Origin of the sequence: Aquimarina sp. EL_43 (assembly GCF_943422735.1) — a bacterium.
GTDB lineage: Bacteria > Bacteroidota > Bacteroidia > Flavobacteriales > Flavobacteriaceae > Aquimarina > Aquimarina megaterium.
The window spans coordinates 410348-432969 of sequence record NZ_CALSBR010000001.1; the positions used below are offsets into that span (position 1 = coordinate 410348).

At 31.6% G+C, this 22622-nt stretch carries 26 protein-coding genes; 24 read left to right on the forward strand and 2 right to left on the reverse strand.

Features of this window, described 5'->3' with window-relative positions:
• Window positions 1-78 precede the first annotated feature (78 nt).
• The 6 genes from NNL09_RS01965 to NNL09_RS01990 all read left to right on the forward strand — a co-directional run bounded on the left by NNL09_RS01965 (window position 79) and on the right by NNL09_RS01990 (window position 5896).
• Window positions 79-837 (forward strand): hypothetical protein, encoded by a 759-nt coding sequence (locus tag NNL09_RS01965; protein ID WP_196908940.1) that lies wholly within the window; start codon window positions 79-81, stop codon window positions 835-837.
• 154 nt (window positions 838-991) lie between these two features.
• Window positions 992-1936, forward strand: coding sequence for a hypothetical protein (locus tag NNL09_RS01970; protein ID WP_196908941.1), 945 nt, complete (start codon window positions 992-994; stop codon window positions 1934-1936).
• Between the two features lie 190 nt (window positions 1937-2126).
• Complete coding sequence (locus tag NNL09_RS01975) at window positions 2127-2909, forward strand: DUF4145 domain-containing protein (protein ID WP_196908942.1); 783 nt, start codon at window positions 2127-2129, stop codon at window positions 2907-2909.
• A gap of 210 nt (window positions 2910-3119) precedes the next feature.
• A complete protein-coding gene (locus NNL09_RS01980) occupies window positions 3120-4382 on the forward strand; it encodes a PIN domain-containing protein (RefSeq protein ID WP_196908943.1) in 1263 nt (420 codons plus the stop codon).
• Between the two features lie 393 nt (window positions 4383-4775).
• Complete coding sequence (locus NNL09_RS01985; RefSeq protein WP_196908944.1) at window positions 4776-5498, forward strand: restriction endonuclease; 723 nt, start codon at window positions 4776-4778, stop codon at window positions 5496-5498.
• A gap of 92 nt (window positions 5499-5590) precedes the next feature.
• The gene (locus NNL09_RS01990) at window positions 5591-5896 is read left to right on the forward strand and encodes a hypothetical protein (protein WP_034242586.1); all 306 of its coding nucleotides are present in this window, start codon (window positions 5591-5593) and stop codon (window positions 5894-5896) included.
• A 180-nt stretch (window positions 5897-6076) separates the two neighbouring features.
• On the opposite strand, the gene NNL09_RS01995 is transcribed toward NNL09_RS01990, so the two are convergent.
• Complete coding sequence (locus NNL09_RS01995; RefSeq protein WP_196909465.1) at window positions 6077-6364, reverse strand: GIY-YIG nuclease family protein; 288 nt, start codon at window positions 6362-6364, stop codon at window positions 6077-6079.
• Window positions 6365-6877: 513 nt separating this feature from the next.
• Here NNL09_RS01995 and NNL09_RS02000 point away from each other — a divergent pair.
• The 3 genes from NNL09_RS02000 to NNL09_RS02010 all read left to right on the forward strand — a co-directional run bounded on the left by NNL09_RS02000 (window position 6878) and on the right by NNL09_RS02010 (window position 9295).
• Window positions 6878-7363 carry a hypothetical protein gene (locus NNL09_RS02000; RefSeq protein WP_196908945.1) on the forward strand — a complete coding sequence of 162 codons (486 nt, stop codon included), beginning with the start codon at window positions 6878-6880 and terminating at the stop codon, window positions 7361-7363.
• A gap of 579 nt (window positions 7364-7942) precedes the next feature.
• The gene (locus tag NNL09_RS02005) at window positions 7943-8335 is read left to right on the forward strand and encodes a DUF4440 domain-containing protein (protein WP_196908946.1); all 393 of its coding nucleotides are present in this window, start codon (window positions 7943-7945) and stop codon (window positions 8333-8335) included.
• A gap of 87 nt (window positions 8336-8422) precedes the next feature.
• Window positions 8423-9295, forward strand: coding sequence for an RNA polymerase sigma factor (locus tag NNL09_RS02010; protein ID WP_196908947.1), 873 nt, complete (start codon window positions 8423-8425; stop codon window positions 9293-9295).
• A gap of 344 nt (window positions 9296-9639) precedes the next feature.
• On the opposite strand, the gene NNL09_RS02015 is transcribed toward NNL09_RS02010, so the two are convergent.
• Window positions 9640-10125, reverse strand: a complete 486-nt coding sequence (locus NNL09_RS02015; protein WP_196908948.1) for a hypothetical protein — start codon at window positions 10123-10125, stop codon at window positions 9640-9642.
• 340 nt (window positions 10126-10465) lie between these two features.
• Between NNL09_RS02015 and NNL09_RS02020 the strand changes: the two genes are divergently transcribed.
• The 15 genes from NNL09_RS02020 (at window position 10466) to NNL09_RS02090 (ending at window position 22571) form a co-directional block, all read left to right on the forward strand.
• Window positions 10466-11215, forward strand: coding sequence for a DUF1835 domain-containing protein (locus NNL09_RS02020; protein ID WP_196908949.1), 750 nt, complete (start codon window positions 10466-10468; stop codon window positions 11213-11215).
• Window positions 11216-11286: 71 nt separating this feature from the next.
• On the forward strand, window positions 11287-12117 hold the full coding sequence (locus tag NNL09_RS02025) for a hypothetical protein (protein ID WP_196908950.1): 831 nt from the start codon (window positions 11287-11289) through the stop codon (window positions 12115-12117).
• A gap of 79 nt (window positions 12118-12196) precedes the next feature.
• A complete protein-coding gene (locus NNL09_RS02030; RefSeq protein ID WP_196908951.1) occupies window positions 12197-12895 on the forward strand; it encodes a VOC family protein in 699 nt (232 codons plus the stop codon).
• A gap of 230 nt (window positions 12896-13125) precedes the next feature.
• Window positions 13126-13944, forward strand: a complete 819-nt coding sequence (locus tag NNL09_RS02035; protein WP_109098526.1) for a hypothetical protein — start codon at window positions 13126-13128, stop codon at window positions 13942-13944.
• A 186-nt stretch (window positions 13945-14130) separates the two neighbouring features.
• Window positions 14131-14610: a hypothetical protein gene (locus tag NNL09_RS02040; protein ID WP_196908952.1), complete on the forward strand. Its 480-nt coding sequence runs from the start codon at window positions 14131-14133 to the stop codon at window positions 14608-14610.
• A gap of 52 nt (window positions 14611-14662) precedes the next feature.
• A complete protein-coding gene (locus tag NNL09_RS02045; protein ID WP_196908953.1) occupies window positions 14663-15121 on the forward strand; it encodes a hypothetical protein in 459 nt (152 codons plus the stop codon).
• A 157-nt stretch (window positions 15122-15278) separates the two neighbouring features.
• Window positions 15279-16067, forward strand: coding sequence for a hypothetical protein (locus NNL09_RS02050; protein ID WP_196908954.1), 789 nt, complete (start codon window positions 15279-15281; stop codon window positions 16065-16067).
• Between the two features lie 123 nt (window positions 16068-16190).
• Window positions 16191-17144: a DUF4303 domain-containing protein gene (locus NNL09_RS02055; protein WP_196908955.1), complete on the forward strand. Its 954-nt coding sequence runs from the start codon at window positions 16191-16193 to the stop codon at window positions 17142-17144.
• Window positions 17145-17418: 274 nt separating this feature from the next.
• A complete protein-coding gene (locus NNL09_RS02060; RefSeq protein ID WP_196908956.1) occupies window positions 17419-17772 on the forward strand; it encodes a hypothetical protein in 354 nt (117 codons plus the stop codon).
• Window positions 17773-18142: 370 nt separating this feature from the next.
• Window positions 18143-18307 (forward strand): hypothetical protein, encoded by a 165-nt coding sequence (locus NNL09_RS02065; protein WP_196908957.1) that lies wholly within the window; start codon window positions 18143-18145, stop codon window positions 18305-18307.
• Between the two features lie 330 nt (window positions 18308-18637).
• Complete coding sequence (locus tag NNL09_RS02070; RefSeq protein WP_196908958.1) at window positions 18638-19180, forward strand: DUF4287 domain-containing protein; 543 nt, start codon at window positions 18638-18640, stop codon at window positions 19178-19180.
• A gap of 136 nt (window positions 19181-19316) precedes the next feature.
• Window positions 19317-20435, forward strand: a complete 1119-nt coding sequence (locus tag NNL09_RS02075) for a serine hydrolase (RefSeq protein ID WP_196908959.1) — start codon at window positions 19317-19319, stop codon at window positions 20433-20435.
• A 123-nt stretch (window positions 20436-20558) separates the two neighbouring features.
• Window positions 20559-21002, forward strand: a complete 444-nt coding sequence (locus NNL09_RS02080; RefSeq protein WP_196908960.1) for a hypothetical protein — start codon at window positions 20559-20561, stop codon at window positions 21000-21002.
• 163 nt (window positions 21003-21165) lie between these two features.
• Window positions 21166-21579 (forward strand): hypothetical protein, encoded by a 414-nt coding sequence (locus tag NNL09_RS02085; RefSeq protein ID WP_025667085.1) that lies wholly within the window; start codon window positions 21166-21168, stop codon window positions 21577-21579.
• Between the two features lie 182 nt (window positions 21580-21761).
• On the forward strand, window positions 21762-22571 hold the full coding sequence (locus NNL09_RS02090; RefSeq protein WP_196908961.1) for an AraC family transcriptional regulator: 810 nt from the start codon (window positions 21762-21764) through the stop codon (window positions 22569-22571).
• Window positions 22572-22622: the final 51 nt, after the last annotated feature.

A 22622-nucleotide genomic window follows, 5' to 3' on the forward strand; every position in this document is an offset into this window, starting at 1 on the left:
GTATATAGTGCATACCCTACGGGGCACGCACCATCCACGAATCATTATGGGCAAACAAAACGAACCGTAAAAAACAAAATGAAGCCAAATAATATGATACACTATTTAGTTATTCTAGGACTAATTCTAATGCTTTTTAGTGGATATTTAATCCATTTAGGAACTAAGAAAAGTGCAGATAACAGGGCAAAAAATATCATAGATAACATCACTTTAAGCAAAGACCAAGTTCTAGAACAAATAAATTTATTAGATCCGGTTAGTAAGGCAGAAATAATAACCATTTTAACTCCAGAGTTTAAAAAAATTAAAAAAGAAATAGGATATAGTGTTAAAGAAATAAAAATGCATTTTAATCAACTTTCAAAAGAAAACAAAAAAGAGTTTTACCATACTATTTCTCCACAATTCAAGGATTTAAAAAAAGAGGTTAATATCTCTAATGACCAACTCTTTGAAAGAATCAAATTATTAGACAAAGATTCTAAAAATAGAATATTAAAAATTCTTAGACCAAAACTTGAACTAATACCTAGTAAAACTCAAATTATTAAAGAAAGTGATGGATTGACAAAAACAACATTTCGTTTTGAGGTACCGACAAATTATGACGTACCTCAAACTGATATTTTAATTAGGTTTAATAAAGTTATTTCAAAAGCAGAAATGTGGAGAAAGGATCAAAATAGAAATACAATGATTGAGACAAGGTTTCAAATAAAGTCAAATACCGATGGATTAATTCATAAAATTTTTAATTTAGCTATGAATCAATATATTATATTAGAAGTTTGGTCTGACTCCAATTTAGAAATAATTGAATTGGCTATAAAATAAAGACGCCATATAACAAAGACCTATATAAAATATAGCTAGTTCTAGCCTACTTATGAAATACCCTTCCTGATTTTTAACTAGGTATTTATTTGTTAAATTAAGTTATAACCCACGCAACTACTCCTAGCCGAGACCGTTTGCAACAATTAAATAAATGATTGAGAATAATTTTCACATATTTCAAAATATTGCAACAAACGAAAATCAAATAACAGAGGTTCTTTGTAATTTTTTGCATTTTAAAAATTTCAGGAACTCCTTTTTAGAAAAGTTTTTACCTGATATAAATAAGAATTTGGTTAGCAACCAAGACCTACAAACTCAGACAAGAATTGAAGATTTTCAACCTGACTTAATTATGAGTAATGATATTGTTGAATTATTTTTTGAAATAAAAGTTGGTGATGCTCCTTTACAAGAAACTCAAACAAACAATTATCATAAATATATCAAAAAATTAAACAAGATAACATCTCTCTGTTTTATCATTCCAAAAGAATACCATAAAATCAATGAGATAAAAGCATTAGTATCTTCGAATGAAAAAGTAAGTATCATATATTGGCCTGAGATTATCACCCTTATAGAAGAGCAAGAATTAAATAATTCAAGTCAACTTTTTAATGAGTTTAATAAACTTTTGAAAGATTGGTTTGAACACAAAAAAATATCATTCACCTATAATGAAATAAAAACTATGTTTAACAAAGAAGTTCCTAAAATACTCCTTGAATTATTTGAAGTTATTGACCAAGTAAAAAGTAATCTTGGATCTAATAATGAAATTGTAATTAGTAAAGCAAAAACATCATATGAGCACGGGTTTTATGTTAGAGATAAAAAGGGCAAGCAATTATTTTTCTTTGGTATTTGGTATGAATTGTGGAAAGAAAAGGAGAAACCTTTATGTATTGCTAATTTAACAAACCAATCTACAAGAGATTATGCAGAAATATTTGGCAACTATTATAATAATAACATTGATTACAAATCTTGGAATTGCCAGTTACTATCTGAATCTTTGTTCAATCCAGAATTAATAGCAAATATCTCTGATGATCTAAATAACTTAATAGAAAAACAACTAAATAATATATAACGAATAGAATGCTAATTGGTATATGAAAGTTCAGTACTATATACAAACTACACTAATCGTTGATTTGGTTTTAAATAAGAAAAGATAAATCAAAATATAAAAATTCGGTTCTGTGTTTATCCGAAAAGTTAGTGTCTTTTTATACACTACGTTTCATATACAAGACCGTTAGGCACAATTAGTTTACAAGATGAAAATTAGAGATTGGAATAAAATAAAGTTTTTAAAAAAATCCAAAATTGAATGGCCTTGTCCAAACTGTTACAGTTCCTCATTAAAAATTGAGAAGGATAAATTTCATTCTACTGAAACTGCAAATTCTTTAGATTCTCGCAGTCACGAATATTGGGAAATAGAATGGTTGCATCTTATTTTTAGCGGAATTTTAAAATGTAATAGCTGTGGTGAAACTATAACAATGACTGGCTATGGAAACGTAGAACATGTCCATTATTATGATCAAGTTACGGACGAATATGAAGAAGCTTTAATTGAAGAATTTATCCCAACTTTTTTTCACCCAACTTTAAAAGTTTTTCGAATTTCGGATAATTGTCCGGAATTAGTCAAAAATGAAATAATTGACTCCTTTAAACTATTTTGGTTTGACTTACCATCTTGCGCTAATAAAATAAGAACTTCACTTGAATTATTATTAAATGAGCAAAAAGTGAATAAAATAATCACTACTAAAAAAGGTAGGAGAAGGTTAAAACTTCACGAACGAATTATTGAATACAAGAAAAAAAACGAACAAGTTGCCGATTTTCTTTTAGCCATAAAATGGATTGGAAATACAGGTAGTCATGTTGGAAAGTTAGAGCGGAATGACCTTTTAGACGCTTACGAACTATTGAATTTCTCATTGAGCAAACTCTTTGACAACAAGGAAACTGAATTAGAAAAGTTACAAAAAGAAATAAATAAAAGGAAAGGTGTTCGAAAGAAAACTGTGAAAAAAAAAAGAAAATAACTGTGCCTAACACTATAGGACGATTAGTGTTTAATCGAAAGGCCATTATCTAATTGCTAAGATCGCTAAATATAAAATTTGACGTTTATAAAAGAAAAGATAAAAGCAAAATATTTATATTTAGCTAAGTAATAAACCGAAACGATAGTGCTTATCTCCTGCCCTACGTTTTTTAGACAAACTGACGTTGTATAGCATTAGAAAAAACATATGAAATACATATTTTTAGATACTAACATTTTTTTACATTTTCAAGATTTTGAAAAAATTGACTGGTTATCTGAATCATTTTCTAAAGCCTGTAAATTGATTATTCCACCTGTAGTAATTGATGAATTAGACGAAAAAAAAATAGGTACCAACAAAATCGGAAATCGTGCGAGAAACATACTCAATCGATTTGAGCAACTAGCTGAAATAGAAGATGTTAAAATCAAAGAAAATATTGAGTTTGAAATTCTTTTATCAAAACCAAATCGCGAAATTTACGAAACAAACAATTTAAACTTCGACGAGAAAGACCATCGACTTATAGCTAGTCTAATTCAGTTTAGCCAAGAAAATGATTTAAAGGAAATTCTATTATGCTCAAATGACATTGGTCCAAGATTAAGAGCAAAAATGTATGGAATTAAATCGTTAAAATTAGATTCTAAATACTTAATACCAAATCAAGTATCTGAAGAAGAAAAAAAGATTAAGAAACTTGAAAGAGAAAATCAAATATTAAAAACAAGAATCCCCAAGCTAGATGTTTTATTTTTAAATGAAAATAAATATCAAAAAATAAAAGTTCCTAAAAGAGATTATTCAAATTTTGAAGACTTTAAAACTCAAAAGTTAAAAGAAATCAAGATAGAAAACCCTTATATGGAACATAATGAGCATATAGGGAATCTATTAACTCAACTAGGTCCTTTATTCTCTTCTAAAATTAATGAATACAACAATAATCTAGATGAATTCTATTCTGAATACGAAAACACATTAGACAAAATATTTGAATATGAAAAGAAAGAGTTATTGTCTTTCAATATTCAACTAATAATCAAAAATTCTGGAAATATTCCAGCAGAAGATATTGATTTACATCTTCATTTTCCGGACGGTTTTGAGTTAATTGAAAGTTCAGAAAAAGAAGAATACCCATCTTTACCAGAACCACCATACAAACCAAAAAATGCTTTTGATTTTGGACATTCAGCATTTCCGATGTCAACATCTTTTCACAATCAGATAACACCAATCACATCATTGAATTTAAATTCACCAAGTATAAAAAAGACGAATAGTTATGATGTTGATTTTAGTAGAAAAAACTTAAAACACGGATATTCAGAGCAGTTAGAGGAATTAACAATCATCTTTGATTCTAATTCTAGCATTAATAATTTTCAAATTGATTACGAATTGAGTTCTGCAAATATGCCAGAGAAATTGATTGGAAAATTAAATGTTCTATTCGAAAAATAACGCTCTACAACAAAGATGTGTATAAAACATAGCTAGTAATTGCTAAATAGAAAGATTTATGCTTATTTGCAAAGACAGCCAATTTTTTAAATTTGGATTTTAAGAATGATATGTTAAAAACAAAATATAAAAATTCGGCTCGAGTTCAATCGAATGGACAGTGCTCTTTTTTTACGCTACTTTTCATATACTCGACCGTTACTTGAATAAAATTGACTAAAATTAAATATGATTTTTGAACATAGAAATCATTGCCAACCACAAGATGTATTTGATGACCCAAATCAAAGACAATGCATTTATTGTAAAGAAAATTTACTAGTTATAGATTTAAAACAAGATTATTGGTATATCGATGATAACGAAATATTGAATTCTCATTATTCCAATAAAGTGGAATTTATTAAAGAAACTGGTATAGATGAAGAGCATTACAATTTAGACTTAGCTTCAAAAGAATTTTATACTTGGCTAGAATATTGTAATACTTGTGGATGGTGGAGAATATTAAAGCAACTATTAGTAAATGCAGAAGCACATCAAATGTGGACAATGTTTTTTGGATCTAGTGGAACTTTAAGAAATCTGGATATTAGTGATATAAATACTCCTATTCAAGAAGCTACGAAATACTTAATAGCTAAATATGATAGTAGATTTGATATCAATCCTAAATTATTTGAAGATGTAGTAGGAAATGTATTCAAAGGCATAGGATATAATGTACACGTTACTGGTTATAGTAATGATGGCGGAATAGATATTGTTCTTGGTAATTCTTCAGAAAAAATGATTGGCGTACAAGTAAAGAGATATAAAAACAAAATCAAAGTAGAACAGATTAGAGCATTCGCTGGGGCATTACTACTTAATGGATATAAAGATGGAATCTTTGTAACAACATCCGACTACCAACCTGGTGCAATTAAAGCATCAGAGGTATTCAAAACAAAAACATTTCCTATAAAATTAATGAATTCGGACAAGTTTTATGATGCCTTAAAAATTTCCCAAAAATCAAATTCTGACCCTCAATATATTATAGAAATGATTAATGAAAATAAAATTGATAGTTTAAAATATTATGGATGGAGTCAACCAAACGCAAGTCTTTAGTTGAACCTAAATAAAAACACCTTGTCAACTTTTTGTATGACAAGAATGTGGTGTGATTGGCTGATATTTGTTTTGTCATAAAAACAGATACCATGCACCAAAACAATGAGCAGCTTATCATCGATTTGATACAACAAGATCTAAAACATTGCCAATTGGTATACGGCTTAGCGCAATTGGGATTAGAGGGATCAAATACACATCATCTAGAGATATTAGAAATCATTTACCAGCTTATGCATATCCCCAGTGAGAAAAAAAACGATTACCTGGCCGAGACCTATGCCGCTTTTATGAGTATGGCTACCGATTATGACATCACCCCTCTGGGAGAATCCCTGCGCCCCCTGGCAAAACAGTGTTATCATCGGTTAAAGTATCTTATAGAATTGGTGTGATTGTACCCTTCGAGAGCCCATCATATTATCGTTTTCAAATGCATCTCGATACACGCTCGTTCCTCACGCACTCGATGTGACGTAGCGTGTTTGCCCGTCAGTTCGAGTGGTTTTTCGTAATGTAATGGAGAAAAATTGTATCGAGAACCAGTTCAGCAGAACTATCGAGAACCTTTTTAATCAAAAACTCTTTTTAGCAAGGTTAGGAAGAGCATCATAATCATTGTTTATTAAAGCTTCTTTCTTTGCTCTTGACCATTTTTTAATCTGTTTTTCTGTATCTATTGCCATAGTGATATTTGTAAACTCACATTTAAAAACTAATTCAACAGGTCTTCTTTTATATGTATAACAATCTTTATAAAAGCCTGATGAGTGCTGAAACAGTCGTAGATTTAAATTTGATGTAACTCCTGTATAATAGGAGCCATCAGAGCATTTTAAGATATAGACATAAGATAATTTCATTGTCATAAATATATGGTTTTTCGTATAGCATTGCATCTCGATACATTTTTTATACGCTATGCTTCAAAAAAACACTCGATCCCGAGGAAAATTCGGGATAAACTATGACGTAGCGTTTGTGTTGTGACGTAGCGTGTTTACCCGTCAGTTCGAGTGGTTTTTCGTAATGTAATGAAGAAAAATTGTACTTCGGCAAGCTCAGCAGGACTATCAAGAACTCATCATATTATCGTCTTTAAAAATGGATCCCAGCCTACGCTGGGATGACAAGTTGTGGTGTACCCTGAGGTATCATACTAAGCTGTCGAAGCGTACCCTTCGAGTGTCTCAGGGTACGTGAGTACGTGTTTTTGATTACTCATACCGTGCCCTGAGCGTAGCCGAAGGGCACAATCCTAACAAAATCAAAAAGTTAGCTAAACCTTTCTTAAAAAAATCCCAGTTCCGAAAAATGAAACTGGCATCCTATATTCTTGTGTTATAAATATTTATAAACCATAAAATATAGTAAACATGGCATTAGAAAATTTAATTAGTGTAACCTTTACAGAAGACGAATTAAACAAATTAACCCAGGGGATCCATACCATAAAAGAGGTACTCTTGGGTAAAACGGTAAATCTTACTCCCGAGCAACGGGCACAATACGGGCGTATCGCCAATCAAAACAAACTTATCGTAGATAAAGCCAAAAACTATATGGAGCAACATCCTACCTGGATTCCTAATTTTTTGGATAAAGAAGAGTTTGATCGCGATTATACCACTCGTAAACAAATAGAATCGCATGTACAGCAGTTAGAATACCTGGCACAACAACTACTAGACACCAAAACTTTGCTAGATCACGATAACTACTCTAATGCATTAAGTTTTTATCGTATGATGCGATACCTGGCTGGTGAAAATGAACCGGGTGCCAAACCGGTTTACGAGGATATGAAAGTACTTTTTAAGAGAAACGGAGCGACTCCTAAAGAAACCGATACAGAAGTATAACTCGAAGCCTTATCAAGGTGCTTGTAAGGATCATTTAGATACATCAACGTATTAAAATCATAGCTCGAACTACCACACAAGGTGACTCGAAGAGGTACCGAAGTGCTTCGAAGGATTAAAAAGGTAGTTCGAGCTACCTTTTTTTGGATCATCACCCATCGATGTATCAAAAAAAAGCCTTAAAGTATCGCTTTTAGTCTGTAATCTATCGCTTCGAAAGATCAATGTACGGCTTCGAAGCGCTATTGTATCAACTCGAAGCATTACAATATCAACTCGAACTACCTTTTGATACATTCGACCCCATGTCGACAAGGGGGTACCTCCCTTGGTAGAGGTTGTGTACTCTTCGAGAACCTCAGGGTACATACCTGTCAGTTCGAAGGGTACAACCTTAAAAATAAAAAAGCATCTACTGTAACGGTCACCTTTCTAATGTGTCCAAATGATAAAGCAGGTACTATTATTAACAAATAAAGAAACTTTATCATGTACAAAACACATTTCAAATTACTAATGATCATACTAGTATGTATGACCTCGACGATTATTAACGCTCAAACAAAAAAGGAAAAAAAGATGACAACAGCACAGAAAAATGTAGTAAAAACTATCGAAAAAATGACAGAAGCCTTTCAAAACAAAGATATCCCCGCAGTTATGGCCAGTTATGAGCCAAATGCAGTAGTGGTATTTGAGCCCGAGACTCCCATATCTGATGCAAGGGTTTTACAAGAAATGTTTACCAAAATGTCTATGGTAAATCCTATTTTTACGTATAGTGGACACGAGGTCTTTATCACCGGAAATATCGCTACCCATATTGCTCCCTGGCAAATGACCGCAAAAGCACCAGACGGCACAGAAATCAAACAAAGTGGATTATCTGTTGCTATTTTAAGAAAGCAAAAAGATGGACAATGGTTAATGATATTAGATAATCCGCACGGTCAATATCTAATGGAAAAATAGTATATTTCTCATAAAATGCTGTCCTTGTGAATGCAAGGACAGCATTTTATATTGAAAGCAGTGTAAACTTTTTTCAAAAAACACAAAATGACAAAAAAATCATATACTATAAAAACTTCGGATTCTGAGTTGATAGCACAATCACTTGCTGGTCATAAGATCGCCCTCGAAAATCTAATTAAAAAACATCAGGATTGGATTTATAATGTTGCCTTATCATTTGTAGGAGATAAAGATGAAGCAGCAGACTTGACACAAGAGGTATTAATAAAAATTGTGACAAAATTAGACTCATTTAAACAAAAGAGCCTTTTTAAAACATGGGTATATCGTATTGTAAAAAATCACTTCTTAAATATGAAAAGAGGAAAATACGAAATCAATTCTCCCACATTTGAAGAATTTGGGCAAGGACTTGATCAATTACCAAATGAGTCCCTTTCTGACTATTCGTTTGAGGTCGAAAACAAACTTTTGGTAAAAGAAGCAAAAATAAGTTGCATGAAAGGAATGCTATTATGCCTTGATCGTGAGCAACGAATGATTTACATCATAGGGGAATTGTTTGAATTTACAGACACTATAGGTAGTGAAATCATGGAAATCTCTAAAGAAAATTTTAGAGTTAAACTACATAGAGCAAAAAAGAATCTATATAGTTTTATGGATAACAAATGTGGGCTTATAAAAAAAAGTAATCCATGCCGTTGTGCGAGAAAAACGGCAGGGTTTATAAAAATGGGATTTGTTGATCCCGTACATCTACATTTTCAGAAAAATACCATTACTACCATCAATACTGTAATTGATAAGAAACTAGAAACTTATGATGATGAGGTATTAGTACAGTATAAAGACCTGTTTCAAGAACATCCGTTTTTACAAAGCCCCGACAAGCTAAAATCTATAAAGAATTTACTTTCTTCAAAAACCATAAAAGAAACCTTTAATCTCGAATAAGCCTGTTTTAATATGTCTGCAAAGACAGTGAAGTACCCTTCATCTACGTCTGTCCTGAGCCCTTCGATAAACTCAGGACAGGTTTATCGAAGGGCTCAGAGTACATGCCCGTCTGTTCGAGTGGTTTTTCGTAATGTCCTCTCGACTACGCTCGAGATGACAGGAGAAAAATTATATCGAGAACCAGCTTAGCAGAGCTATCGAGAATTCATCATATCATCGTTTTTCAAATGCATCTCGATAGGTCTGCTGAGTCCTTGCCGAAGTATCGAATCACTCGATCCTGAGGAAAATTCGAGACACGTTATGATGTAGCCTGGCTACCTGGCCAGTAGTTCTGGTTCTTATTTCTTTTTTGGGGGGAGTTCGACTTCTCCGTTTGGGTGAATCCTACAAATAACTTTACTTAATTGATCAATTAAGTTTATAACAAATACTACAGGACCATCTTTAGGTAACTTTTGAAATTCGTCGCTATTGGAAATTGATGTAAGTGCTGCTAAAACTGCAGAGCCAGCTTTTTCGATACACTTCTCAATATACTCTTCATCGTCACTGGCAAAATATTCGCCTTTGTCATCTAGAGGAAAAAATGATTCTAAATTTATGCCTCCGCAAGCACTAAATGACTCCCCTTCTGATCCTCCGCCATATCCCATAAATTCTAAATCAGGAGGAGAGGTAATTTCTCCCTGAGCAGAAAAAATAATTTTCGAAACTGGTCGTAAAGGATCATATCCAGTGTATTCTGAATTTCCAAATAAACTTAAAGATTCCAAAAGTTCGTTTTTTAATTGCTCATGTATTTCATTAGCATGATTATTCTCCATAATTTTAGTAGTACCTTTTTTGAATTTAATATTAGTGTGCTCTCTTGATTGTCCAAAATAACTTATAAATTTTATTTCTTATTACACTGTTTTCAGTGAAATTTGGGGATCGTTATGTATCAAAACAGCCTTTACAAATTGGTATGTATAAACTTAGCATACTGCATTTATACGGTAGTTATAATGCATCAAAATGATTTCCCTAATTAAAAGTATGGTTTCACTCAATACTATTGTCGAAGGGTACAAAATATAAAAATCCGACTCTGTGTTTAATCAAAAATGTAGTACTTTTAATTCTTATGCTAATCATGACCTATACATTAACGGTAATTAAAGAATGACAGAACAATTTCACATATTAAACGGAGACTCCCTTAAAGAACAATTTCCTGAAAGTATTAAGGGAAGCATCATTATAGCCAGAGAGTGCCTGGTTGATGGAAATGTAAAAGGAAAAACCCTAGACAAACTACTTGACTCGCGAGCTAAATTTCTTAGTCAGAATTATGGCGGAACCGAACAGGGATATTATCAAAAGGTAGTTCCCGAATTTCATAAAATCATAGCCATTAATAGCAACTCTGATATTAATCTCTGGTTCGAGGATGATTTGTTTTGCCAGGTGAATTTTTGGTTTGTAATTAACCTCTTGTATAAAGAAGGTAAAAGTTCTAGAATTTTTCTTGTGAGACCTCGAACACATACACAATATGGCTTTGCTGGACTAAAGAAATCCGAACTTATATCGATTTATGAGGACAGGGTGATGCTAACAGAATTAGATAAAATCTCAAGCCTTTGGGAATCCTATCAGGACAATGATACCAAAGCACTACTTAGCACGGCACTACAGCTTAAAGACAACTACCCATTTATACTTGCTGCAGTAAACGCTCATATAGAACGAATACCATCTAATGAGAATATGGGCAGACCGACCCAATCTCTTATTGCAATAATGAAAGATATAGGAACAACCGAATTTGGCCCTGTGTTTAGGGAATTTAACAAAAGAGAAAGTATTTACGGATTTGGAGACTTACAGGTAAAAAGACTTTATGACGAAATACTAAACAAACACTTATAAATACCTACAAACGGATATATGTGTACAAGTATGCATATACTATGGATGTAACTAATTTGAGAAACTAAATAATGAAAATAGATAAAGTAAAAAATTATAATCAAAAATTACTTGCTGTTTTAGGAACAATTGGAGCGATATTTTTAGTGGTCGCTTTAATTGCTTTTATTTCAATTCTAATTCAAGAATATAGCAGATCTAACTATCATGATCCTGAAACAGGCATCTTATCTAACGAAAAAATTGAAAAACTACAAAAGGAGAATAAAAGAGAACAAGTAATCTCTTACGAAACCCCTAAATTAATAGATACTTTAAATTCTATTTATATTATTCCTGTTTCCCACAAAACCTTGAATGAAAAAGAAAACATCAACGGGCTTCTAAATGCATTTTCTTACTCTGATGAATTTTATGAAAAACCAGATAGTAGATATTCAGGTGAGTTTTATGGGGCATTTAACAATGTCATTGTTTACAATCCAAATAATGGAAAAAACAACAAATTATTTGACGAAAGAGTAAACTTCAATGATATTAAAACGGAATATTTTGACAAAGAAATACTATTGTTAATAAAAGCATCTGAAAAAGACACTTATAAAGATGGAGTGATAAATTTAATGGATTTTAAATCACTTTATGTTTATTCATTTAGTCAAAAGAAAATGCAAAAAATCGGAATTGACGGAATGGATGTTTACAATTATAAATTCATTAATAATAGTAAAGATTTGATTATCAGATTCGGAATTGATAAAAATAATGATGGCCTATATGAGGAGTATAATGAGCCAACTTTAATCAAAAATTACGATTTTGAAAGTGGCCAATTAACAGACATAATTGACGAAAAAACAAGTTCAGATTTACAAAAAACCTTAGAAGGAACACAGAAATAATGAACGACAACAAAACCCAACAAGCAGATATATGTATACCCGTATGCATATATCATTATTCTGAATAATTATGATCAAAATGAAAAGAAAATATCCATATTTTGCTTTTTGCATTGTAGTATTGATAGCCATAGGATGTGCAAAAAAAGAAGTCAACAATATGCAAATAGATCATATTATACTGGCCATAAATGACCTTGATTTGGGCATTAAGCAATTTGAGGAATTAACCGGGGTAAAAGCTATATACGGAGGAGGGCACCCAAACAGTTATACGCATAATGCTATAATACCAATGAGCGATATGATTTATATTGAAATCCTGGCACCAAAGAATGAATTGGACACAATCCCCGAGTTTTTTAAAGACATGAATGTTTTAAAACCTATTGGTTTTGCCATAGCTACCGATACCATAGAATTTCTGGAAAAAACAATAGTAGACGCTCAATTTGAAACCAAAGGAATTGAAAATTGGTCAAGAAATAAACCCAACGGAGAGGAATTGAAATGGAAGCTATTACGGATAAGTAATCCAGGGGTAAACATTAATCCTTTCTTTATAAGTTGGTCTGATAAAACAACGCATCCTTCGGTTCAAAAGAACACGCTTTGTGTTTTAAAAGAATTTCAAATTAAAACTCCGCATAAGAAAGATATAACAGACATTTTATTAAGAAACAAATCAACGATTCCATTCATGAAGATGGAAGATAGCGATACAACGCAACTTAAAGTAACCATTAAAACCCCAAAAGGAGAGGTAATATTTAAATAAATTGCTTGTAAACAACAACAAAACCCAACAACACAGATTCACAATCTGTTAACGATAGTCATGCAAAAAAGTTCTCCTCCTTCTATATACATTACCATTGCCATATCAAAAAGATAATGGTAGCTTTGGGTGATTAAATAAATAAAACGCTTGTAAGCAATTACAAACACTTATAAGTGGGTATAAGTGAATTGGTTTGCATATACTATTGTTGGCAACAATTAAAAAAAATGAATAAAACAATACTAATATTACTGACTTTAATAACGATTCTATCTTGTGAAAAAGAAAAAACGACTGAAATAATTCTCATTGGAACTCTACATAATCCAGAACCCAACTTTAATTCAGAAATCCTCTTTGATATACTAGAAGACATAAAGCCGGATTTAATATTACTAGAAGGGGATTCCTCATTTTTCACCACTGATTTTAGGTTAAAAAAAGCCTTAAATAGTAATGAAACTATGGCATCTACAAAATATGCTGAAAAATACCCTATGACCAAATTAAGGCCCTATGGTTTTGAAGGTAGAATTCAACACAGAATAAATATTGGTTCTCGTCCCACTGATGGATTAACCACAAAACTTCTAGACAGTTTAAATAAAGCCAATTTATTATCTGCTTCAGAAGCTAATATTTTTAATAAATGGCAAGCTCTTATAGAACCGCTAAAAGTACTAGCCTCTAAATCTCCTGAAAATTTTAATAACCCAACAACAGATAGTATTTGTGCAGAAAGACAATATTATCAGTATAAGATGTTGACAAAAATAACAAATACAAGAGATGAGTTTGCAAACCGTTTTCATACTAAACCAAATGGACAAAAAATCAGTTATCGTGATGGATATCAATTAGCTGATGAGTTTTGGGATTTAAGAAATCAAACTATGGCTAAAAACATTATGAGAATGGCTGAACTAAACAAAGGAAAAAGAATTATCGTCACTAATGGGTTCATGCACCGTTATTATCTTATAAAAGAATTAAAAAGGTTGACCAAAGGAAAAAATATTATTTTAAAAGAGTTTTACGAAAAATAAAAAACTGTTGCCAACACCATATATGTGACCATAGCAGATGAGTGACCAATCGAATGGTTGTTGTATTTTTGGTAAGGTGCAATGCTTGCAGAAATGAAAATTCGCAACCAATGCGCAGAAAAACTCAACGCAAAGTAACAATTTACTCTACTACGACACATATATTAAACGTTATGCATAATAATTATGAAAAAACTATTATTTATAATTTTTATATGTTCAATAATTTCATGTTCTAACGGAATTCCAAAAATAATGGACGGAAATTGGATTATTACTGAAATGGAATTTAATGGAAAAAAGATATATCCAGAATCAATCTCTAATGGAATAGAAATAACATTTAATGTAACAGGATTTGAAAATGCTGAGAAAATCAAATTCCGAAATAATCGTTCTGAGGTTATCCTTCCGGGATTTAAAAGCGACAGAATGCATGTTGATTACATCAAAAATAACCAAGAAATTGAATTCAAATTAAGTGATAGTAACTACAATGATGAGATATTCAATTTTTCGAAAAAGGTTTTTCTTAATAGTTATAAGATACAAAAGGGTGAAAATGAAGGTGAGTTAATTTTGAAATCCAAAACGACGCTCTTAAAAATAATAAGCGAAGATGTTTTATTAGAGAACCAGGTTCAAAACATCTTCGATGGAATATAAACCATTAAAAAAATAAAATAAAATTAACTTTATCGATATCAATCAACATTTTATGAGAAACCAAATTATACTAGTAGCTTGTTCATTTATTTTTATTGCTTGCAACAAAAACGAAACCGCCCTAACCCTATCAAAACCTAAAGAGGTCAAAAAAATAGAAGGAGCATGGAAAATGGTATATGGAGAGATTAGAGAAGGAGATTCTGTAAAAATTAAAGACATGACTACCTCAGATTTTATAAAAATCATCGGTAAGGATCATTTTGCATTTTTTAATCAAGATCATACCAACCCAGATGGTTTTTATGGCGGCGGAGGCACTTATACTCTAGAAGGAAATACCTATACAGAAACATTACAATATTGCGCGGTAGAAGCCGTAAGAGGTCACAAATTTCCGTTTACCATAGAAATAAAAGGAGATACTCTTATTCAACATGGGCTGGAAGAGGTAAAAAAAGCCAACATAAAAAGGTATATTGTAGAAAAATATATTAGAAAGAATAAATAGTATCCTCTTTTTTGGGTCAATTACATGCTCTATAACCCGACAGCATGATAGCTTTGTGAGTAAATAAATCACTTGTAAACAACTATTAATAATTATAAACAGATATATGTGTACTGCCACATATGTAGTATTGTTAGGCAACATAAAAAAAAGAACATTGACATATCGCAAAACTAACCTTAAAACCATATGGCAACGCGCCAAGATTAGACCAATTTTATTACTTATTTCATTTCAAGGAATTGCATTTACATTGTTCCTTTTCATTCCCTTAGCTCTGATTGTGAACTCATTTAAAAGTGATTTACCTTATGTTGATAATGTAGAGAAAATAGAATCTAATGGGATTAAAGAAAATGCTATTTTAATCAATATAGAGTCAGTTAATAATATCACTATTAATGGTGATAATCCTCAAATTTTGACTTATGAATTTGAATTAAACGGAGAAAAAGAACAATCTAAGTTTAATGTTTTCGATCCTGAGAAAACTAATGAACTAAAGAAAGGTGATATAATTTCAATTAAGCATTTGGATGGAAAATCTATTCCAACCGAATTCGAACAATATTCCTTCGGTTTCGATTTTGTCTATTATGTCGCTTTGGTATTTTTATTAGTCGGGTTAGTTTTTTGCTATCTTCTATACTCTCGGATTAAGAAGGAAATTTATCTTTACAAAACTGGAAAAATTAAAGAGGGTAAAATAATTTCAATAAGCCACAATAAAGGATTTACATTTTCAAAATTTGGAATGTCGATGGATGTACATTATGAATATAAAAATAATGTCTCCAAATCGAGGTCTAATAATTTTGCCTTAACTAATAACAAATCAATTGGAGATACAATTAAAATTTTGGTTTCACAAGACGGAAAAACATCTTGCTTATATCCAGAATTAATTGCTAAAACCAATGGTTGGAAAGAAAATTATGTTGCCTAACACGGTGTATAAAACATAGTTAATAATTGTAAATCAAAACATAAAATTTGGCTCTGTGCTTATCTGAAATATAGTACTTTTAAAATTGCTACGTTTCATACACAAAAGTTAACAATAATTAAGATGGAAGAAAAGTTAAGTAAAGCTATCCTTTCTAGTGATATAGAATTTTTGAGATCTTATATAAATGAAGGAGGGCATTTTAATAAAATGACTCTTAAAGCCCCAGACGGATATGGAAAAAAACCACTTGAATTAGCTGTTTTATCACAAATTGACCATAATGGATTGGCTCAAATCACTACACTAATCATAGAAAACTCTGATATTGAAGAGCAAGCAGAGGTATTAGTTGCTCTCGCTTCTGAAGATAAAGGGTTGAAAGGAGTAAACATACTTTTAGAGAGTGGAGTATTTGTCGATGTATTACATAATGATCAATCAGCTCTTCAAAGGGCAACAGGCAATAGTAATGTAAAGATGGTGCATCTTCTATTACTTCATGGTGCCGATCCTAATAAAAAAGGAGAATATGGAACTGCTTTAGAACTTGCAGAGGAAATGTACTATGAACCCGCATATTTGGGTATGATGGAAGCCTTTTTAAAAGGTCAGCCAAAATCTCCATTCGATTTCATTGATAAAGATAAAGTAAAAAAACGATTGACTACCTGGGCTATTTGCTTAGAAAATTTTGGAAAAAACCACAAGGATCAAACGTTTTACGTTTTAGCAATTAATGGTGGTAAATTAATAGCCAATTCTGAAGAAGCTTTTCAAGCTACTCTTAAAACGTATCAAGATCAATTTCCTAGTTATAGCCAACAAGAAAAGATCTATTCTTTAAAGTATAGCCCTGGAGATTTTTCTTTTCATCAAATTGAAAAAGAAATAGAAAATGCTATAGAAGACCATAAAGTGGCTATAGATTTTTCATTTATGGAGCCACTAGAAAATGATAATAGAACCGAAGAAGATCTACTAATAGAGGGGTTATTAAAAAATAAGCAAGTATATACTCAAAATATAAATATAACCAATGATTTTAGGATTATTGCTCCTGGTCATTCTTATTAAGAAAACAATTGCTAACATTATATAAGCAAAAAGAAAACCAGGCAACGTGGATTTGAAATCTGTGCACTACAATAACACATCATCTAAATAAAAATCTTGGCAGGTATAAGTTTTATGATATGTATGTACCGCATTGGTATACCACATTTGATAAAAACCGTATACCTATTAAAAGTCGACGTTTGATATTTAAAATTGGACACTTACTAATTTAGAATTTGAGACTACATCAGTAACCAATAGATTTGAGAAATAATCTAAACCGATTGAAAATATGAAAACCAAAAAAACCCTTTCGACCCTACTAACCTGGTTACCTTCATTAATCATAGTATTGTTTTTTATCCCGAACGCTTTAGATAAAATCCTTAATTCGAATCAAACAGAAAAAATTGTTTCGAATACTGCTGTAATGATAATTGCAGGAATATATCTACTAATTGCGGTAGTCCTGTTTTTATATAACAAAACCGTTCTTATCGGCACTACCCTTTTAGCATTTTATATGACGTGTATAGTATGTATTCATATGTATAAAGGGAAACAGTATGAGGTTACCATCCTAATTGTTATGGCCACAATATTTGCATCGTATATTAGAAAACCACAACTATTTCATCAAAAATAAAATGATCTAATAGATAAAAACGAATGCTTAATTTAAAGCACAGAATTGATAATTGAAAACTAGCAAATCAGGCACAAAAAAAACGTAGTACAATAACGTATTCTCATTGCTTTAATTTTCCTCACAGAAAATCAAAGGGAGTGAGTTTTACAAGTTTATTTCCAAGTAACGAAACCATATACAAATACCTTGGGTGTAATCAACCAGTTCAAACTTGAAAGCCAAAAAATAAGAGTGCTTGATTTTTAGATAATTAAATCATTACAAGCGTTAATTAAATCACAAAATCACTTGTTTTCTCTAAATGACAAGTAACACATCTAAAATTAATGACATCAATTAATAGTATTAATAATTTAAATTAAAAATTATGTTAAAAAACATTTCAAGTTTAGGTGTAGTCTTAAAAAAATCAGAACAACAATCTATCAGTGGTGGATTTGGAGGACCGGTATCATGTAGTGCCACTCCAACCTTTTATAATGGACAATGCTGGCTCTGTGGTATACCAACTAATCCTAATGAATGTAATTAAACTTAATTTAAAAGCGGGCTTTGTTCCGCTTTTTTATTTTTTATCACTGTCCAGCTCTAAACCCGACAGCGCTGATTTGCAATCCGTATAATATAACACTCAACATCTAAATAAAAACCTTAAAACTTCACCAATTGCGGTAATGATATCACAAAAAAGTTCTTCCCCTGCCATATACATTACCATTGCTATATTAAAAAGATAATAGTAGCTTTGGGTAATTAAACAAATAAAGTACCTGTAAACAATTGATAAACAAACACAAACCAGTATACATGTACTGGTATACACATACTATTTGTTGTAACTCATGTAACTAATAGATTAAAAATGGATAAAGCATTACAAACTATGATTGACAACATGCCTGAAAAAACAGGTAAGTCATTAGATGAATGGAAAGCAATTCTTAAAGAAAAATCCTTTACTAAACATTCTGAAGGAGTTAAGTTTTTAAAGACAGAACATAATGTGACGCATGGGTTTGCTAATACAATTGTAACTTTATCCAAAGAAGAAAATAACTCTCCTGATGATTTAGTGGGCGCCCAATATAAAGGGAAAGAAAATCTGATTCCGATTTATAAGAAACTAATTGACTATGTTACATCATTAGGTTCTGATATAACCATTACCCCGAAAAAAGGAAGTGTTAGTATTATTAGAAAAAGACAATTCGTTTTAATTAAGCCGGCTACCAAAACAAGAATTGACTTGGGGTTTAAACTAAAAGACAAACCAACTACAGATAGACTTGAAAACTCTGGGCCATTCGGAACAATGTGCACGCATAGAGTTCGGTTATCCGAAGAGTCAGAAATTGACAAAGAATTAAAAAACTGGATCTCTGAAGCTTATGAAAAATCGATATAAAGCTGGATACAACAATACCTATAAAGCATAGGCCTAACCCGACAGCGCAGATTTGCAATCTGCGCAATACAAGGCATCTATGTACTGGTGCATACACCAATGTTATGTTCAATTTAAATCAGCTTAAAACAATCCTATGAATAAGATTTTATTGACAATATTGACAATTGCTTTAGCTGGGTTTTATACCTCTTCAAATGCACAGTTGCGAGAAGGAAATGATCTTCAAACTATAATTAACGAATTTACAGACAGAATAAAAAAAGACCTAGAGGATGATAATGTTAAGGGGAATATCTCAATTGCAATAGTAAAAGGAGATTCAATTATTTGGTCTGGTGCTTATGGATTAGTAGACATTAATACTAATACAAAGGCTGATTCCACTACCATTTATCGTATAGGTTCAATCTCTAAATCTTTTACTGCCTTTCTTATGATGCAATTGGTTCAAGAAGGGACAATTGAATTAGATGAGCAGATAGAAAAATATTTACCCGAAATAAGTGAATTAAATGGTTATTCAGATTCAACAAAAATCACTTTCTTACAACTAGCTAGTCATACTTCGGGCTTAATTAGAGAACCCAATTTAGAAAAAGCTGCTTCTGGCCCCATTGAGGAATGGGAAAGTAAAGTTTTAAAGTCTATTCCAAAAACATCATTTCAATCAAAACCAGGAGAGAAATATAGTTATTCGAATATTGGTTTTGGAATATTGGGATTAGCACTATCCCGTGCAGCAAAAAAGTCTTTCATCGAATTGGTTAAGGATAAAATATTCAACCCTCTCAACATGAACAACAGCTATTTTATTGTACCCAAAAATAAGATTGTTAATCTAGCAAAAGGCATGAAGCATAAATCAATAGGTGAAATTAATACTCAATCCAAATTAGAACATAAGGGTCGAGGATATAAAGTACCCAATGGCGGTATTTATTCAACTCCAAATGATTTGGCAAAATTTATTGCTTGCAATATGGGGCTTGTAGAAATACTAAGCCAAAAAAATTTGGCTATAATGCAAAGAAACCACACTCCAAATGGGAATTACGGCTTAGGCTTTTTCCTGTATCAGGATAATACAATTTCAACAGTTGGACATGGTGGAGGAGTTGCCGGGTACACTTGCTCACTTCAATTTGAAAAAGAAAGTCAATATGGGGTGATCCTGATGAGAAATTACAATCGTGGTAATACTAAGCTAAATGCATCATCATTAGAGTTGATTAGAAAATTGAAAAACAATTAAGAAACAAACCACAAGATTAAAAACTATTTTAGTGTAAACACTTAATCTTTAACTTGTGTAAACCATATATCTTAGCGAACATTTGTGCTTCGCTATCGTTAATTTCAAACTTAATCTTACATTATGAAGATAAACAGATTACAATTTTCAATAGATATTAAGGCAGAGAAAACGAAGATTTGGGACGCATTATGGAAGGATAACTACTACCGTGATTGGACTAGTGTATTTTTTGAAGGTTCTTATGCTATTACCGATAATTGGAAAGAAGGCAGCAAGGTAGTATTCCTTTCTCCTGATCAAAATGGTATCTACAGCATCATCGAAACACACATTCCTAATAAAATCATGAGGTTTAAGCATATCGGAAATGTCATAAAGGGAGAGGAACAACCTATTGATGATGAAACAAAAGCCTGGTCGGGCGCTACAGAAATTTATACCCTTACCAGTGGAGCAGACAGTAACACCCTTAATGTTGAAATAGATGTCCTTGATGAGCATCTGGACTTTATGAAAACCACATTTCCAAAAGCACTGGAAAAGGTAAAGGAGAACTGCAGTTAAAAACGTGTATAATACATTGCAACTCGTTTTGTATATACCGAGATGTATACACCCTCAAAAGCATTCTACTTGATTCAGACAACGTATATTTGTAATTCATGCAATACATGTCTAGATATATTTAATTACTTCGATTCGTATACTTGGCGATATCATATCCTCTATGAAATTCAAAATCTCAAATAATAGAAAGGCTGGACTTTTCCGATTAACGCAGTGGGAGATTTATGATAGGTTAGTAGAAGGTGTTCCTACTCAAAGTTATAATAACAGAGAAATAGAAAGGATAAAAACAGATTTGAGAAAAAGGTGGAAAAAAATACCTGTTCATGTTATAGAACCTAAACAAGAAATCAAATCAGAATGGATCAATAAAAAGGGAGAAAGGCATCAAGAATTACCCAAAATCGTATGTATTGGTTGGTTTAGATATGAAGAAATTAATGATCTAGAAAATAGTTCAACACTAGTAATTGTTTGGTTTCAGAATAATTATGCTTTACCTATTAGCAGAGAAAATCTCAATGCAATTACCAATTTGGATTGGGATCGCCTATCTATCCCCTATTCACATTAATAATAACAAACCAAAAAAAACGACAACGTGCATTTGCAATCCGTGTAACACAATACTCAGCGCCTACATAAAATGATAAATGTGAGCGCTATATTATATAAAAACACAGATTTGTCTATGGTTTTGTAACTTTACTCTGTTACGACATAAATATTAAACGTAATGCACAAGCCCGACTTAGAATGAAGATATTAACTAAGGGAAAATATTATGGAATAAAGGATTCTGAAAAATCATTTGGTGGGATTCTGCTATCGCAATACGATTATAAAAAAGATAGAACAGACTGGCACTACCACGAAAACCCATATTTCTGGTATGTTCTAAATGGTCATATGATGGATTGTAATAAGAAAGTGAAGACCTTGTGCCCATCAGGAAGTTTAATGTTTAATAATTGGCAAGAAGTTCATTATGGCTCTAAACATTCTAAAAATGCTAATGGTTTTCATTTAGAATTTCAAAAAAAATGGTTGGATACTAATGGAATAGATTTGGATTTACTTGAAGGGAGTCTATTAATTCAAAACCCGCAAGTACATTTTCTTTTTGCAAAATTATATTATGAATTTATAAACTCTGATCAATACAGCGAAGTTTCAGTAGAAGTTCTATTATTACAAATTTGTGAAGCATTAAGTGGGTTAATAGAAACCAATCTCAAAAATATTCCTAACTGGATAAATGATCTAAAAGAATTACTTCATTTCGATAATTCAAACCTTAGCTTGCAATACCTTTCGGATCAACTAGGAGTACATCCCGTTCATATCTCAAGGGCAGCCCCAAAATATCTCTCTACAAGTCTTGGAGAGTATGTAAGGCAACATAAATTAAAGAAAGCTATACCTCTACTGCTCGACCCAAATAACTCGTTGACTAAAATTGCATATCAAACAGGTTTTTCTGATCAAAGCCATTTTAACCGCGTCTTTAACTCCTATTTTAATATGAATCCCAGTTTCTACCGAAAAGAATTACATAAAAAATAGCAATGTTAATCTGATACAATTTTTGTAAATACCGATATGTTACTTTTGAAC